Origin of the sequence: Cognatishimia sp. 1_MG-2023 (assembly GCF_030548175.1) — a bacterium.
In the GTDB taxonomy this organism is placed as follows: Bacteria; Pseudomonadota; Alphaproteobacteria; order Rhodobacterales; family Rhodobacteraceae; genus Cognatishimia.
Genome location: NZ_JAUORX010000001.1, coordinates 235,459 through 250,348, shown reverse-complemented (window position 1 = coordinate 250,348; position 14,890 = coordinate 235,459). Strand labels below are relative to the sequence as shown.

Sequence of the window (14,890 nt, the reverse complement as noted above, 5' to 3'; positions counted from 1 at the left end):
TTTCACAATCGCGTGGGGTGTGATCAAGTTACTGGTGCGGTTTTTTTCTCGCTGCTACAGCAAGTTGCATAACTAATTTTGGGGAAAATCCATGCAGGCCACTGCCGTTATCGCAATATTTGCGTCCATTATTCTTGCAAGCCTTTATGTTGCGCCACGTCGCGCAAGTGTTGAAGGCTTTTTTGGAGGGACCTCGGCAGCTGGCACAACACCCGGTTTGTGGACCCTTGTCTTAAGCCAGGTCACGACATGGATTTTCGCGCGTTCTTTGATGAACGCTGCTATTTTGGGTTTTTTCTACGGAATCGCAGGTGTTTTGGCCTATGCGGCATATTACATTTCGTTTTTGACTGGTGGGTTCATTGTAGGCCGCTTGCGGGCAAAGGGCGCGCGTTCGGTACAGGAATGGCTAGTTGGAGAATTCGGCGCGATTGGCACAGGTTGTTATAACTTGGTCATCGGCCTGCGCTTGCTGTCGGAAGTATTTGCCAACTTGATTGTTGTTGGATTGATCTTTTCGGCGGCGCTTCCTGAAGTGGGCTTTGCCAAAGAAGGCTCCATACTGATCGTCGGTTTACTTGCGTTGGCTTACTCGGCATGGGGCGGATTAAGTGCTGCTTTGCGCACCGACGTGATGCAGATGGCGATGTTCTTGGTGGTGTTCGTCTTGGCTTTTGTTGCCTTGGTCGCAACACCGGGATTTGAACTAGGTGCTGTGCTAACGGCAGAAGGCGCTTCTGGTCAGTATAACGGTTGGGTTTTGCTGGTTGTCGCGTTTTTGCAGGTGTTTTCCTATCCAGTGCATGACCCGGTTATGATGGACCGCGGGTTTATTGCGGATGAAAGCACAACACGGAAAAGCTTTTTGCATGCATTTTGGATTTCAGCGCTTTGCATCATTGGATTTGGTTTCTTTGGCATCCAAGCCTCGTTGGAAGGTGCTGAGTACCAAGGCGAGCTTATCGGTACTTGGGCAGCTATCTTGCCAACTTGGGTTTTTGTGCTGTTGTTGGTTTCATTGTTGGTCTCAGCTCTATCAACGCTGGATAGCGCGCTGTCCTCTGCTGCTCGTTTGGTCGTCGAGGAATTGCGTCTAGCACCTAAAACGTTGTCTGGCGGTCGTATGGCTATGGTTGCTTTTGCGATTGCGGGCGGTGCTTTGACACTTTGGGGCAATCAATCGCTCTTTGATGCGGTTGCCGTGTCAGGGACAGCTTCGATGTTCTTAACGCCTGTCTTGGTTGCGGGACTATTGGCTGGACGCCGGGTTGCTCTGTGGGCGTATCTGGTGAGTTTCTCGGCAGCGATCCTTGGGGCCGCGGCTTATTTCTTGCGTAGCAATGAAATGATTGCTTCGGTTTTGGTCGAAGGGCACAAATACGAACAGCTTCTGCAGATCTGTGTGATCGTATTGGTCGTCGGGTTTGTCGCTGTTTTGACAGGTGCTCGCAGGGTTGAAGCCTAAACAGAGGGCTGTTACACCACGCCAAACCCGATGAAATTCGTTGGGCATTGCATGAGGCAGCTGTGACATTTGACCAACCGGCCGATACGCCACCCCGTTTAGAAATACGCAACCTGAATCGTCGCTTTGGCGACCGGATGGTTGTTGATGGGGTGTCTCTGACGATCGAGCCGGGACAGGTGACGTGCTTGCTTGGGCCATCTGGGTGCGGAAAGTCTACAACCCTACGCATGATTGCCGGTGTCGATATGCAGGACAGCGGCGAAATCTACGTTGATGGTAAACTGATTTGCGACACGCATTTCAGAGTGCCTCCCGAACGTCGCCAGATTGGCTTGATGTTTCAAGATTTCGCACTATTCCCGCATTTGTCCGTGGCGGATAACGTCGCCTTTGGCCTGAAAGGTGCGACAGTAGAAAAGCGCGCTCGCGTTGAAGAGTTACTTGGTAAGGTTGGCCTGTTCTGGGCAATTGATGAGTATCCGCATCATCTTTCTGGAGGCGAGCAGCAGCGCGTCGCGCTTGCGCGTGCCTTAGCACCGCGCCCACGTATCATGTTGATGGATGAACCGTTTTCAGGGCTGGATAACCGTCTGCGGGATGGTATCCGGGATGAAACCCTTGCGTTGCTGAAAGAAGAAGATACGGCAGTATTGTTGGTAACGCATGAGCCCGAAGAAGCGCTGCGTATGGCGGATGAAGTGGCGTTGATGCGGAATGGGCGGATTGTTCAATGTGGATCGCCATACAACATCTACAATGCACCGGCTGACCGAGATGCTATGGCATTCTTTAGCGATATTAATGTGATCAAAGGCGTCAGTAATGGCGCTTTGACTGATACTTTGTTTGGTCAGTTCCTGACGCCCGGCTGCGAAGATGGTGCAGAGGTTGATATTGTTATTAGACCACAGCACCTGCATTTGGATTTTTATAGGTCTGGAAAAGGACCGACACCAACGCCAACCAACGGTCAGGCAGCCGCGGGTATTGTGGAGCGTGCACGCTTTATGGGCACCGAAAGCCTTGTTGAGTTCCGTATGGAACATGACAACAGCGTGCTAAAGGCGACCGTACCGAATGTGTTCATGCCCAAAGCCGGTACTCGGTTGTGGCTGACGTTACGGCGTGATCGGTGTTTTGTATTTCCCGCAGCGCAATAGACACAGGTCTTTTGCCTTAAACAGGGGCATTAAGGTTCGAAATCTTCTGGTACACCGAAAACTGGATTTTCGAGGCTGCTACCGGTCAATGACTTTAGAAACGCCACTAAGTTTTGCACTTCATCATCGGTTAGCGTGATTGGTGTCATGTCATTTTTTTCAATCTGGCGCGCCATTTCAAGGCGATCAGACCACACAACAAAATCAATCGGTTCTAACCAAGGCGCTTTTGGTAGCTGGGCATCTGTGGGTTGCCAATTTTTTAGCGCGGCTTTCGGGGCAAGATGGTGGCGAACGATGCCTTCTAGTGTTGGATAAGCCCCGTTGTGACCGTAAGGCGCAGTCAGTGCGACGTTGCGCAGCATGGGGGTACGAAAACGGTAGGCATCCTCGATGCGGTCGCTTTCCCCCATTCGACCGACATCCCGCACCATTGGGTCAAAACGGCGTGTCCGTCCGGGACCAAAGGGAGGTAGGCCGAGTGCATGGAATTTTTGATCGCTCATCAAGGGGCCTGAATGACAGGTGCTGCATTGGGCTTTACCATAGAACAAATCCATTCCTCGCTTTTGTGAGGCATTTAATGCTTCTGTAGTGCCTGCTAAGTACTGGTCAAATGGACTGTCGATGCTTTTCCATTCGATAGCCATGAAAGCCGCAAGTGCATTTGCTATTTCGACGATCGAGACCTGTTCAGGGTCGTCGATATGATCAAATGCCTCAACAAACCTTGGGCCATAGTCACCTTTAGTTCGGGTAGCTTTCGCAATTATTGGCCATGGGGCATCTATGCGGTCGTGCGCAGCCCCAGCGACTTGGTTTTCACCTGGGTTTCCGGCCATTTCAAATTGGGCAACAAGTGGAAAAACGGCTTGTGCCGCTAAAATGGAGTTGAAACCTACTGGCAGCCATTCTTCGGCAGGTGAGTTGAAACCGTTTCCGTATTCGTCGCTAATGGAAAGGCGACCATCATGAAATATTGTGTGCAGGCTTTTTGCTCCTAGGTTCCAAAGCGGAGGAGCATTGCGTGGAATGCGTTTTTTTATACGGCTTTCGCCAATACCGGCCGTGCGATCGGTCCCTAAACCAACGCCGCCCTCGCCAATGCCAAGTGAAAGCCCATCGCCTGTACCGAAGTCAGGATGATGACAGGTAGCACAGCTGATATTTCTGTTGCCCGATAGGATTTTGTCGTAAAATAGATCACGTCCCAAGGTTGCCTGTTTCATGTCAAACTGAATGAAATCGGCATCGGTTAACGGGGATGGAAGATCGCTCGCCCAACTGGGTGTGGCCAGCAAAACGGAAAGACCTAGAAGATGCGCGCAATAGCCTTTGGATTGGCCCTTTTGGCGACGCCAGCTGTGGCGGAAATTGAACATGCTCGTGACCTTATGGAAGAGGGCAATTTTCAGCAAGCTTACGAAGAGCTTTGGCCCGCGGCACGTTCTGGGAATGCTGATGCCGAAGAGCTGATTGGCGTGATGTATGCGATGGGGTTGGGGATGCCGAAAGATGATCAGCGCGCTTTCGAATGGTATTTGCGTAGTTCGATGAAAGGTCATCCGGGTGCACAAAGCGGTATTGGTTGGTACTATGAAATCGGCCGCGGTATGCCCGCGCCGGACCTTGTACGTGCTTATATGTGGTATACTTTGTCGGCCATTGGCGGTGATCCTGATGCCGCGATCAGCTTGGAAGAGGTCGTTAAGAAAATGACGTCTGAAGAGATCGAAAAAGCGCATATTTTGGTCGAGGACTATAAGGTCTGGATGTATCCGTTCCGGTGAGCGGAAATGGAAAGGCGACCAATGAGGCCGCCTTTGTTATTTCAAGCTAAACTTAGTTCAGGTCAGCGGCGCGAGACGCGTTTACGTCTGCTTCAGCTGCTGCAACCGCGTCGGTCAAAGCTGTGAATATTTCATCGCCGCGTGCAACGTTGGATTTGAACCAGTCGTAAACCGGAGACGCGGATTCTTTGAACGCGGCTTTTTGATCCGGTGTCGGAACATATAGATCACCACCGCCAGCAACGAAGTCTTCGTATGCTTTAATGGACTTACGCTTTGGTGAAGCAAATGTTGCTTGTTGCAGAGCATAGAAACCATCAACAACAACACGGCGCATGTCTTCCGGCATACCCATGAATTTTTCGTTGTTCATCCACCACAGCGCGCCCATGTAGGCGTGACCATCCAGAGTAACATATTGCAGGCCCGCATCTGGGAATTTCATACCCATGATGTCGGTGATGCCGTTTTTGGACCCTTCAACAACGCCAGTTTGGAAGGATGTGAACAGTTCAGGCCATGGGATCGGAGTAGGGGACGCGCCTAGTGCTTTGACCAATTCCTGTGGAAGATCCGCAACAACCGTACGGATTTTCAGGCCTTCCATGTCAGCTGGGTTTGCGACGCGGTGCTTTGTGTTCGCGAAGTTACGCCAACCTCCGGTGTTGCCAACAGTCATCAGACGGATCGCATTGCCTGAATCCTCAAGCGCCATGTCGCGCAATGTGCGTGTAAAGTCGCCAGAAAGAACATGCTCCGCGATACGGTCGTCGGCCATCAAATATGGTAGGTCCAGAACCTGAACATATGGAAAGATGCCGGATGCGCCGCCTGAAGTTGAGATATAAACATCAACCTGGCCTTCAGCCACGCCTTGCAGGCACTCTGCGCCGTTTGAGCAAAGCTGTGTACCGATAAACAGTTCAACTTCGATCGCGCCATTGGATGCCGCTTCGACGTAGTTTTTGAAGACTACGAGGCCGTCATAGTCTTCGTCGTTTTCGTTAGAGTTTGCTGTGGCACGGATTGTGTAATCCGCAGCTGTAGCGGTCACGGCGGACGTAGCAAGCAGCGCTGCGACAGACAGTGACTTGAGGGTTTGCTTGAGCATGGTGTTTCCTCCCCTGTTTACTCAATTTTTAGTTCGCGAAGCCCGTCAAACGCGGGATCGTCATGCTAATGGCTGGGACATATGTGATTAAGAAAATCACAGCGATCTCCACAGCCAGGAACGGCAGAATGGCTTTGGCAATCGTCTCGACTTTTTCTCGTGAGACTGCCGCGGCGACAAATAGGACAAGCCCCATCGGTGGCGTCGCTAGACCAACGGTCAAGTTAACACTCATGATGATGGCAAAGTGAATCGAGTCTACGCCCAAGTCCGTAAAAATTGGCCCAAGAATGGGGCCAAGGATGATGATCGCAGGACCTGCATCCAAGAACATGCCAACCACGAAAAGCAGCAAGTTAATCAGGAACAGCAGGATTAGTGGGTTTTCACTTAGGCTTAGGATGAATTGCGCTAGTATTTCTGGCGCATGGCTTAGGCTGACAACTGTTTTAAAGGCCATGGCAGCGCCGACCAAAAGCAGAACGACTGCCGAAGTGATACCTGCACGTGTTAGGACGTCGGGCAGATCACTTAGCTTCATTGTTCGCAGAATACCAAAGGCTACGATTAGGGCGTAAGCCACTGCGACAGCTGCTGCCTCTGTTGGGGTAAACACACCCGCCAGAATACCGCCTAAGATTAGGACCGGGGTTTGCAACGGAACCACCGCGCGTTTGCAAACCATGCGGAAATCATGGCTGACCATTCTGCGTAACCCTAGCATAAGGCCATGCGTGATTAGGATGCTGCCGCCATACGCCAGCCATTTTGCTGTGCCGGTGGCCTCGTCGCCGAGCGGGACAAATTGCGCGAGTAACAGGCCTAGGTTGAGGCGCACTAGCGCAAATGAAAACCAGTATTCCAGAGGGCCGAGTTCGATATTCTTCAACACGACACGTTTTGCTGCGGGCAGGTTGTAACGATCTGCAGTCACGCGGACCATCAGCATTAGGCCAAGCCCAACCAAGATACCGGGTACGATACCTGCGAGGAATAGCGCGGCAACACTTTCCCCCATTACATAGGCGTAGATGATCATGATGCCAGAAGGTGGAATGATCGGGCCAATGACAGAGCTTGCCGCGGTGATGGCTGCTGCGAACCTGCGCGTGTAGCCCTGTTTTTCCATCGCAGGGATTAACATTGATCCTAGTGCAGATGTGTCAGCAACCGCTGAGCCGGACAGGCCAGCGAATAGGATTGAAGACAGAATGTTTACCTGGGCCAAACCGCCACGAAGATGGCCCATGAGGGCTTGGGAGAATTCGACTAGGCGGATGGTGATCCCACCTTTGTTCATAAGCTCTCCGGCTAACATGAAAAAGGGGATCGCCATCAAAGGAAAGCTATCCATCCCATTGTAAACATTTCGATATAGAAGCGCGATGTCTTTTTCTTGCCCGTTCATCCAAAGCAAAATGCCAGGGGCCGCGAGAAGGCCAAAGAAAACTGGCAAGCCAATCATGAGAAAGATCAAAAAGACAGGAAGGAACCAGATCAACATTATTCTGCTCCTCCAATGTCTGCGCCTGTGATGCTAGGTAAACGGTCGCGCCCCCCCCATAGGCCGACTAGACTGCGTAAGATCAGTTCTACATTAACTGAGAGCAACAAAACGACACCGACAAAGAGGGAAGCCATCATCCAGCTACGAGGAATCCGAAACCATTCATCAAAGCCAAAAGAGGTTGGTAAATATAGTGATGCTGTCGCAAAACGCCCTCCGAACCCAGTGACTTCGCTGTAACCTAAAACGACTGCTAGCGACAAAACGGCCAAGGAAATTGTAAGTAAAAACAAGCTGAGGGTATCACCAACGCGGCTTGGCAGCATGTCTGGAATAGTTTCGATGGCAACAAAGCCACCGCGACGAAATGCAGTTGGAGCCATCAAGCCTGTCATCCAAAGCATGCCAAATCGTGCAGCTTCGTCGGGCCAGGGAAGGGCGTTGTTTAGAATGTAGCGAAAGAAAACCTGAATCAAAATAGCGGCTACCATAAAGGCCACCGCAACGCATCCAACACCGCGTCCTACCTTGAGAACCGCAGCGTTTACCAAACTTAGAGGCGTAACTAACGCCAACAATCCGCCCATGCGGATCCTCCCCCTTGTTGTGTGGCCCGGACCCTCCTCGATCCGAGCCTCGCGCTTATTGTTGCGCGAATTGGCCGTACTTACCGGCGTAAAAAGCCAATGCATCACCGTCGCGCATTTCGGCCCTTAAGACTTCTCCCAAAACAATAACGTGGTCGCCGCCGTCAAACCCCGCGACGCGTTTGCATTCAAAACGCGCAAGGCAGTTTGGGATGATTGGAACACCTTCGGCATTCCTGTCGTGTTTAATGTGATTTAGCGCAAAAACATCTTTTGCAAATCCGGTGCAAAGGTCAGTTTGATCGGCAGCAAGCACATGGATTGCATAGTGCTCTGCTTTTTCGAAATAGGGAAAGCGGCGTGATGTTTTACCCGGCGCCCATAAGACCATTGCAGGTTCCAAAGACACTGATGAGAAGCTATTGGCAGTAATGCCAACAGGTCCATCCGCAGAGTCTGCGGTTACGACGGTGATACCTGTCGCAAACCGGCCAAAAGCATCTCGCAACAGGCGCGTATTTTCTGGGTCTGGCTGAAATGCAACAGGCATTTGGGGCGCTAGGGCATTCATCATGGCACCTCTTTTCCGAGTGCCGCCTCATAGAGGCGATACCAGTTTTCGCGATCGAGTTTCACTTTCAACGCATCGGAAATTGTGGCGATACGAGACAAGTTATTGGTGCCCATAACTGGTAGAATTTTGGCAGGGTGAGCCAAAAGGAATGCAACTGCCACGGCACCACGATCCACACCATAAGCGTTTGCGATGTCGTCCAAAACGATACCTAAATTACCTTCGTTGCCAATGATGCTGCCGCCGCCCAGAGGAGACCAAGCCATCATTGCGTCGCCTTGCTTTTGATGGAACGCTAGGTCTCCGTTTGTGAATGGGCTAATTTCCGCAAGACTGATTTCGATCTGGTTTGTGACCAGTTTGGTTTTCATCGCCGATTGCAGTAGGTCCCAATCCCAAGGTCGGAAGTTGGACACGCCAATGTTGCCGACTTTGCCTGATGCGACCAAATCATCCAACGCAGCACCGGTTTCATTATGGTCCATCAAAGGATCAGGGCGATGAATTAAGAGCAAATCAATGTGCTCAATCGCCATCTCTTTTAGCGATATATCAACTGATTTTTCGATATGCGCACGTGAAGTGTCGTAGTATTTCACCTTGGCGTCTGAATAGCGGCCACAGGGCGCAACGATGTCACATTTGGTAACAATTTGCATTTGATTGCGCAGTGCTGGGTTTGCTTTTAAAGCGCCGCCAAGAACAGCTTCTGCGACGTATTCGCCATAGATGTCTGCTTGATCAAATGTCGTAATGCCTTGGTCCAAACATGCTTGGATCTTTGCCTCGACGTGTGAAGGTGATGTGTCGCTGTCGTCCCCAAGGCGCCACATGCCATATACAATACGGCTCATTTCAAGGGATGGGGAAAGGGTAATACGATCCATTAGCGGCGGACTCCATTGCCAAGAGGTGTGGCGGGTGTTGATGCGGGCACGCGACCATACTCATGCGGTAACGAGCAGGTTTTTAGATTGGGTAAAATACGTGCGCCGAAGTGTTTGGCTTCGTCGATGTGTGGGTAACCTGAGAAGATGAAAGCACGAATGCCCATCTTTTGATATTCTTCAATTTTGGACATCACTTGGTCGGTTGATCCAACCAAGGCAGCGCCGCAGCCAGAACGCGCACGACCAACGCCGGTCCAAAGGTTTGGTTCAATGTAGCCATATTTGTCAGCCAATTCACGGTTTTTGGCTTGGTGGCTGACACCGAGTGACGTGCTGTCGAGTGCGCGTTCCCGGATCATTTGACCATACTCATTGTCAAGTTTTGAAACGATGTAATCTGCGTATTCTTGCGCTTCTTTTTCGGTGTCGCGAACGATCATGTGGACGCGTAAGCCGTAATCAAGAGTGCGGTCGTATTTTTCAGCAACCGAATGCACCGCTTGCATACGGCCCTTAAGCTCTTCGATTTTTTCAGGCCACATCAGATAGACGTCACAATGTTGGCCACAAAGCTCTAATGCGGATGGAGAGTAGCCTCCAAAATACAGCAGCGGTCCTCCATTTTGCTGATAGGGTTTGACTGGATCTGTTGTCAGGCCTTTGAAGTTGTAAACTTCGCCTTCATAGTTGATTTCGTCTTGAGACCAGGCTTGCTTTAGAATCTCAACAACTTCTCGAGAGCGTTGATAGCGGTATTTGCTCTCTTCCTTCTGTCCGGGAAAGTCGGAGCTGATGATATTAATCGTCAGACGACCCTGCAGCATGTGATCAAGCGTGGCGATGGTGCGGGCCAACATGATTGGTTGCATTTCTCCGCAGCGGACGGCGGCTAGCAAATTGATTTTTTCTGTTATGGGCGCGCAGCCTGCGACAAAGGAAAGTGTGTCTTGCCCAACTTGGTAAGAGGAGGGGCATAGGATGTTATTGAAACCCTGCGCCTCTGCTTCTTTCACAATAGCTGAACAATGATCCCAAGAGGACCGTAATGCGCCATCAGGTACGCCTAGGTACCGATAGTCGTCTGAACAGAGAGCTGAAAACCAAGAGATTTCTGCGGCTTTCAGGTCTGGGGATGTGATCGGAACGACTGTCATTTTCAAACCTATGGGTTGTCTTCACTTGCTAGATGGGTAACATCCGCCTTGATGTGGATCAATGGTGTATCAATTTTTTCCGCGGCATCCTGACACGGGGGATTAGGTGACAAATCGTAATCGAAACGCGCTGCCAGTTTATCTGCAGATCGCAGAACTTATCATCCGGGATATCGGCGCGGGCCGCTTGATTGATGGCGAACGGTTGCCGCCAGAACGCGAGATGGCCATGGGGTTGAACACATCTGTTGGAACGCTGCGTAAAGCACTTGGTGCGCTCACAGAAAAAGGGCTTTTAGAGCGTATTCAAGGGTCTGGAAATTACATTCGGGCAGGCAAAACTCGCAATAGTATCTACGGCATGTTTCGCCTTGAACTACACGAGGGCGGCGGGTTGCCGCGCGCAGATTTATTGACGGTAGAGCGTGTTGCCAAGCCAGCTGATCTTCCGGATTTTGGCTATAGTGATCACGGCGCGCGCATCCGTCGACTGCGTTATCTGAATGATACAATTATCGCGGTTGAGGAGATTTGGCTCGACGATTCGGTCGGTCAGGTCGCGAAAGACACGCTGTCGGATTCGCTTTATCACTATTACCAGAAGCAACTTGGCATTTGGATTACACGGGCTGAAGACCGCGTGGGGATTAGCGAGGTGCCAATATGGGCTCCCTCGGTTTTTACGAAACGGCCCGGAACACCTATTGGATTTGTGGAACGCTTTAGTTGGGCCGATAAGGATCTGCCCATCGAGTATTCTCGCACTTGGTTTGACACGGATCAGGCGCTGTACGTTCAGCGCCTGAAATGAGGGAGCATACTATGACCCGTGACATCACCTATGGTATCATCGGCTGCGGCATGATGGGGCAGGAACATATGCGCAATATCGCCTTACTTGAAGGCGCGCGTGTTGGGGCTATTTTTGAGCCGAATGAAATAATGGCGAATGCGGCCAAGGCCATTGAGCCAAACGCAAAGATGTGTGCAACGATCGAAGAGTTATTGGATCGCGATGACCTTGATTGCTTATTGGTCGTTAGCCCTAATCATATGCATGTACCACAGCTAGAGATCATTGCTGCGCGTAATCCACTTCCTCTGTTGATGGAGAAACCGCTGTTCACCGACCCAGCGGACGAAGACATGTTGCGTGCATTCCAAGAGAGTTATCCGGCACCCATCTGGGTTGCTATGGAATACAGGTATATGCCGCCCATTCAGACACTTTTGGAAGAGGTCGAAAAAGCGACTGGTGGCGTGAAAATGCTGACCATTCGAGAGCATCGCTTTCCCTTCTTGGAGAAAGTGGGCAATTGGAACCGCTTCAATAAAAACTCGGGTGGAACGCTTGTTGAAAAGTGCTGTCACTTCTTCGACCTGATGCGCTTAATCATTGGGGCTGATCCTGTACGGATCATGGCGTCTGCAGGCCAAGAGGTGAACCACTTGGATGAAAGCTATGGCGGTGAGCCATCTGATATTTGGGATAGCGGCTATGTGATTGTCGATTTCGCCAATGGTGCACGCGCTATGCTTGAGCTTTGCATGTATGCCGAAGGCAGTAAGTTTCAGGAAGAGATCAGTGCTGTTGGACCAAACGGCAAAATCGAAGCGTTGGTACCTGGGCCGGGCCGGTTTTGGCCAACCCATCTAGGTGAGCCGCCGGTTTCACAGGTTATTGTTAGCCCTCGCTCTCCAAAAGGGCCACAGATGGTTGAGATTCCAGTTGATCCCACAATCTTGGATGCTGGAGATCACAATGGATCGACGTTTTATCAGCACGTCAAATTCTTAGATGTCGTTCGTGGGAAAAGCGTGCCTGATGTCTCATTGATGGATGGCCTACACGCTGTAAAAATGGGGATGCAGGCACAAGATTCTGCTCGAGATGGTGTCACCAAATCTTACTCATAAGATGTGTAAATTGATGAGAAAGCGCGCCTAAGTTATTGGCGCGCTTTCCTTATTCAGCAGGCTTTGGTTGTGGACGCATGATCAACCAGATCAGCGCACCACCCGCGAGGACAATGAAAGGAGCCATTGCCAGATTTACTGCAACCCAACCTTCAACAGGTGAACCCCCAGAACAGTTCATCAATCCGCCAGAAGCGAGGGATGCAACTGTTACGCCACCAAATACGATGAGGTCATTTAGACCCTGCATCTTACCGCGCTCGTGTGGTTCATGAGCACTTGCAAGCATTGCGGTAGCGCCGATAAAGCCAAAGTTCCAACCGATACCAAGCAAAACCAAAGCGACGAAGAAGTTGCCGAGTGTGACGCCTTGCAGGGCAACCACGCCCGCTGCGGCTAAGATTGCAATGCCGATAGCCACAATTTTTTCCACGCCAAAACGGGCGATTAGGTGACCTGTGAAAAAGGATGGGGCAAACATCGCCAACACGTGTGCACTGACCACATCAGCCGCATTTTCCTTGGCAAATCCACATCCGACCACCGCAAGTGGGGTGGATGTCATCATTAAATTCATAAGCGCGTAAGAGACTGCTCCGCAAATGACAGCAACTGCGATACGCGGTGTGGTCAACAGTTCCCAACGGCTGCGGCTTGGTGGCGCGTCAGCCCTTGGCGCTTCGGGTACCGGCAGGTCAAGGAACAGGAAAAGGATGGAGCCTATCAAATTCAAAGCGATCACAGCAGCATATGTGCCCATAAATGGTACGACCATTGCATCCGCTGTTACTTTAACAATTTGAGGACCGATAAGTGCCGCCGCAAGACCGCCAGCCATGACATATGAAATGGCTTTTGGGCGGTAAGATTCTGATGCGCTATCAGCAGCGGCAAAGCGGTAAAAACCGTGTGCGCTCATATAGATGCCTGTAATAAAACTACCCAACAGGAACACAGGAAAGCTTGATAGGTACAGGCCATAGGCCCCAATCGCACCACCAAGAGCTCCGGCCAGAGCGCCTAGCAAAAAGCCAACCCGGCGACCAAATTTTTGCATGATCGACGACATCGGTGTCGCTGTGCACATTGATCCCAGAACAATCATCGAAATGGGTAGTGTTGCAAAGCAGGCGTTGGAGGCTAGAGATTGCCCGGCCAATCCGCCAATCGTAAAAATCATGGGCATCTGGGAGCCAATTAATGCCTGGGCCAGAACTAATATGAATACGGCGCGTCGCGCTCTGCGGTCATCAATCATTTGTGTCATAGGGAATGGCTAGACCCGAATTCTTGGTTTGAAAAGGGGATTGGTACAATAAAATGAACTGATCCGTTCAGATGTATACAATACGCATGATCCGGGTTTGACAAGCAGCGCAGAGATTGGTCCGATGCACGAAATTTTGGAGGTCGTTTTGGTTGGTCGCATAATAAAATCCGACACATGCGTTGCCGAAGGCGTCGCCTATTTAGGTAAATTGGATCCACGTTTTGCTAGTGCTTATGCAAGAACTGGTAAGTTACCTCTGCGTCTCAAAAAAGATGGCTTCGAACCGCTACTTAGCGCAATTGTAAGCCAACAGGTTAGTGTCGCAGCCGCCAATGCGATTTGGGCGCGTCTGAAAAAGGCGAAATTGGCTGGCCCTCGAAAGATTATGTGGGCAACCGATGATGAACTGCGAGATGCCGGGCTGAGTTGGCAAAAGGTTCGTTATGCGCGTGCTTTGGCAGAATCACGAATTGATTTCAAAGCGTTACGAGATGCGCCTACGCCTCAAGTGATTAAAAGGCTGACTGAGGTTAGTGGGGTCGGAGCTTGGACTGCGGAAATCTATGCGATGTTTAGCCTTGGGCGCGCCGATGTTTTTGCACCCGGTGATTTGGCGTTACAAGAAGGCGCTAGGGTTTTATTTGATCTTGATACGCGCCCAACTGGAAAACAGCTGCGGCTTATGGCCGAAGCTTGGTCTCCTTGGAGATCGGTTGCAGCGCGTCTCTTGTGGGCCTACTACCATGTTGCAAAAGACAGGGAAGGGATCAGATGACTCGGGTACTTAATGCGCTTCGTAAGGAACCACTATCGGGGGAAACTCGATCAGTTGTCGTGTTTTTGCATGGCTATGGTGCGAATGGTCAGGACTTAATCGGTCTGGCTGATCCTTTGGCGGAACACCTTCCAGACACGCTATTTCTAGCGCCAGATGCTCCGGAAACAATTCCAGGAATGCCCACTGGTCTTCAGTGGTTTCCTATCCCATGGATTGACGGAAGTTCTGAAGAAGAAAGCGAACGCGGGATGCGCGCGGCGGTCGAAGACCTGAATGCGTTTTTAGACGCAATGATGGTCGATGAAGATGTATTGCCCGAGCAAGTGGTATTGTTTGGCTTTTCACAAGGCTCAATGATGAGCTTACACGTCGCGCCACGCCGAGAAGATCCAGTCGCAGGGGTTGTTGCCTTTTCTGGTCGCCTTCTTTCACCCGAAGTGCTTGCGGATGAGACTGTAAGCCGCCCAGCAATCTTGTTGGTTCACGGGGATCAGGATGATGTCGTACCAGTGAATTCTCTGCCAGAGGCTGCTCAGGCCTTGCAGGATGCTGGGTTTCAAGATGTCTTTGCCCATATCATGAAAGGCACGGCACATGGGATTGCGCCGGATGGTCTATCTGTATCCCTCGCATTCATGCGGGACAAATTGGGCCTCTGATTAACTACAGGTCAAGCTGCTCTAT

15 protein-coding genes are annotated in these 14,890 nt (G+C 51.0%); 7 read left to right on the top strand and 8 right to left on the bottom strand.

The window, feature by feature from the left end; all coding sequences use genetic code 11:
* The first annotated feature begins 91 nt into the window (after positions 1–91).
* Positions 92–1,465 carry a sodium:proline symporter gene (locus Q4544_RS01250; protein WP_303503393.1) on the top strand — a complete coding sequence of 458 codons (1,374 nt, stop codon included), beginning with the start codon at positions 92–94 and terminating at the stop codon, positions 1,463–1,465.
* Positions 1,466–1,602: 137 nt separating this feature from the next.
* The gene (locus Q4544_RS01245; protein WP_303503995.1) at positions 1,603–2,628 is read left to right on the top strand and encodes an ABC transporter ATP-binding protein; all 1,026 of its coding nucleotides are present in this window, start codon (positions 1,603–1,605) and stop codon (positions 2,626–2,628) included.
* Between the two features lie 29 nt (positions 2,629–2,657).
* Here the strand turns inward: Q4544_RS01245 and Q4544_RS01240 are convergent, their stop codons facing one another.
* Positions 2,658–4,010 carry a cytochrome-c peroxidase gene (locus Q4544_RS01240; protein ID WP_303503391.1) on the bottom strand — a complete coding sequence of 451 codons (1,353 nt, stop codon included), beginning with the start codon at positions 4,008–4,010 and terminating at the stop codon, positions 2,658–2,660.
* On the opposite strand from Q4544_RS01240, the gene Q4544_RS01235 reads away from it, so the two are divergent.
* Positions 3,948–4,418, top strand: a complete 471-nt coding sequence (locus Q4544_RS01235; protein ID WP_303503390.1) for a tetratricopeptide repeat protein — start codon at positions 3,948–3,950, stop codon at positions 4,416–4,418. The two genes, Q4544_RS01240 and Q4544_RS01235, sit on opposite strands and share 63 nt — an antisense overlap.
* Positions 4,419–4,470: 52 nt before the next feature.
* On the opposite strand, the gene dctP is transcribed toward Q4544_RS01235, so the two are convergent.
* Genes dctP through Q4544_RS01205 form a run of 6 tightly spaced genes read right to left on the bottom strand, consistent with a single transcriptional unit; the run spans position 4,471 to position 10,241 of the window.
* The gene (gene dctP / locus Q4544_RS01230; protein WP_303503388.1) at positions 4,471–5,529 is read right to left on the bottom strand and encodes a TRAP transporter substrate-binding protein DctP; all 1,059 of its coding nucleotides are present in this window, start codon (positions 5,527–5,529) and stop codon (positions 4,471–4,473) included.
* Positions 5,530–5,557: 28 nt separating this feature from the next.
* Positions 5,558–7,033, bottom strand: coding sequence for a TRAP transporter large permease (locus tag Q4544_RS01225; RefSeq protein ID WP_303503385.1), 1,476 nt, complete (start codon positions 7,031–7,033; stop codon positions 5,558–5,560).
* On the bottom strand, positions 7,033–7,623 hold the full coding sequence (locus Q4544_RS01220; RefSeq protein ID WP_303503383.1) for a TRAP transporter small permease: 591 nt from the start codon (positions 7,621–7,623) through the stop codon (positions 7,033–7,035). Before Q4544_RS01220 ends, Q4544_RS01225 begins: the two co-directional genes overlap by 1 nt.
* A gap of 55 nt (positions 7,624–7,678) precedes the next feature.
* On the bottom strand, positions 7,679–8,194 hold the full coding sequence (locus tag Q4544_RS01215; RefSeq protein WP_303503994.1) for a flavin reductase family protein: 516 nt from the start codon (positions 8,192–8,194) through the stop codon (positions 7,679–7,681).
* On the bottom strand, positions 8,194–9,084 hold the full coding sequence (locus tag Q4544_RS01210; protein WP_303503380.1) for an aldo/keto reductase family oxidoreductase: 891 nt from the start codon (positions 9,082–9,084) through the stop codon (positions 8,194–8,196). Before Q4544_RS01210 ends, Q4544_RS01215 begins: the two co-directional genes overlap by 1 nt.
* On the bottom strand, positions 9,084–10,241 hold the full coding sequence (locus tag Q4544_RS01205) for an LLM class flavin-dependent oxidoreductase (protein WP_303503378.1): 1,158 nt from the start codon (positions 10,239–10,241) through the stop codon (positions 9,084–9,086). Before Q4544_RS01205 ends, Q4544_RS01210 begins: the two co-directional genes overlap by 1 nt.
* A 106-nt stretch (positions 10,242–10,347) precedes the next feature.
* On the opposite strand from Q4544_RS01205, the gene Q4544_RS01200 reads away from it, so the two are divergent.
* Both Q4544_RS01200 and Q4544_RS01195 read left to right on the top strand, forming a co-directional pair.
* Positions 10,348–11,052 (top strand): GntR family transcriptional regulator, encoded by a 705-nt coding sequence (locus tag Q4544_RS01200; RefSeq protein WP_303503376.1) that lies wholly within the window; start codon positions 10,348–10,350, stop codon positions 11,050–11,052.
* A gap of 11 nt (positions 11,053–11,063) precedes the next feature.
* Positions 11,064–12,158: a Gfo/Idh/MocA family protein gene (locus tag Q4544_RS01195; protein WP_303503374.1), complete on the top strand. Its 1,095-nt coding sequence runs from the start codon at positions 11,064–11,066 to the stop codon at positions 12,156–12,158.
* Between the two features lie 49 nt (positions 12,159–12,207).
* Here Q4544_RS01195 and Q4544_RS01190 read toward each other — a convergent pair whose 3' ends face one another.
* Positions 12,208–13,416, bottom strand: a complete 1,209-nt coding sequence (locus Q4544_RS01190; RefSeq protein ID WP_303503993.1) for an MFS transporter — start codon at positions 13,414–13,416, stop codon at positions 12,208–12,210.
* 133 nt (positions 13,417–13,549) lie between these two features.
* On the opposite strand from Q4544_RS01190, the gene Q4544_RS01185 reads away from it, so the two are divergent.
* Together Q4544_RS01185 and Q4544_RS01180 are read left to right on the top strand one after the other, a co-directional pair.
* Entirely contained in the window at positions 13,550–14,203 is a 654-nt protein-coding gene (locus Q4544_RS01185; protein WP_303503992.1) for a DNA-3-methyladenine glycosylase, read from the top strand.
* Complete coding sequence (locus Q4544_RS01180) at positions 14,200–14,865, top strand: alpha/beta hydrolase (RefSeq protein ID WP_303503371.1); 666 nt, start codon at positions 14,200–14,202, stop codon at positions 14,863–14,865. Before Q4544_RS01185 ends, Q4544_RS01180 begins: the two co-directional genes overlap by 4 nt.
* Positions 14,866–14,890 lie beyond the last annotated feature (25 nt).

Excerpts from the sequence above, each read along its gene's own strand:
- Q4544_RS01235 (WP_303503390.1), top strand. The coding sequence starts at position 3,948 with ATGCGCGCAATAGCCTTTGGATTGGCCCTTTTGGCGACGCCAGCTGTG.
- Q4544_RS01185 (WP_303503992.1), top strand. The coding sequence starts at position 13,550 with ATGCACGAAATTTTGGAGGTCGTTTTGGTTGGTCGCATAATAAAATCC.
- Q4544_RS01205 (WP_303503378.1), bottom strand. The coding sequence starts at position 10,241 with ATGACAGTCGTTCCGATCACATCCCCAGACCTGAAAGCCGCAGAAATC.
- Q4544_RS01220 (WP_303503383.1), bottom strand. The coding sequence starts at position 7,623 with ATGGGCGGATTGTTGGCGTTAGTTACGCCTCTAAGTTTGGTAAACGCT.
- Q4544_RS01240 (WP_303503391.1), bottom strand. The coding sequence starts at position 4,010 with ATGTTCAATTTCCGCCACAGCTGGCGTCGCCAAAAGGGCCAATCCAAA.
- Q4544_RS01210 (WP_303503380.1), bottom strand. The coding sequence starts at position 9,084 with ATGGATCGTATTACCCTTTCCCCATCCCTTGAAATGAGCCGTATTGTA.
- Q4544_RS01245 (WP_303503995.1), top strand. The coding sequence starts at position 1,603 with ATGGTTGTTGATGGGGTGTCTCTGACGATCGAGCCGGGACAGGTGACG.
- Q4544_RS01250 (WP_303503393.1), top strand. The coding sequence starts at position 92 with ATGCAGGCCACTGCCGTTATCGCAATATTTGCGTCCATTATTCTTGCA.
- Q4544_RS01190 (WP_303503993.1), bottom strand. The coding sequence starts at position 13,416 with ATGATTGATGACCGCAGAGCGCGACGCGCCGTATTCATATTAGTTCTG.
- Q4544_RS01180 (WP_303503371.1), top strand. The coding sequence starts at position 14,200 with ATGACTCGGGTACTTAATGCGCTTCGTAAGGAACCACTATCGGGGGAA.
- Q4544_RS01225 (WP_303503385.1), bottom strand. The coding sequence starts at position 7,033 with ATGTTGATCTGGTTCCTTCCTGTCTTTTTGATCTTTCTCATGATTGGC.
- Q4544_RS01215 (WP_303503994.1), bottom strand. The coding sequence starts at position 8,194 with ATGAATGCCCTAGCGCCCCAAATGCCTGTTGCATTTCAGCCAGACCCA.
- Q4544_RS01195 (WP_303503374.1), top strand. The coding sequence starts at position 11,064 with ATGACCCGTGACATCACCTATGGTATCATCGGCTGCGGCATGATGGGG.
- dctP (WP_303503388.1), bottom strand. The coding sequence starts at position 5,529 with ATGCTCAAGCAAACCCTCAAGTCACTGTCTGTCGCAGCGCTGCTTGCT.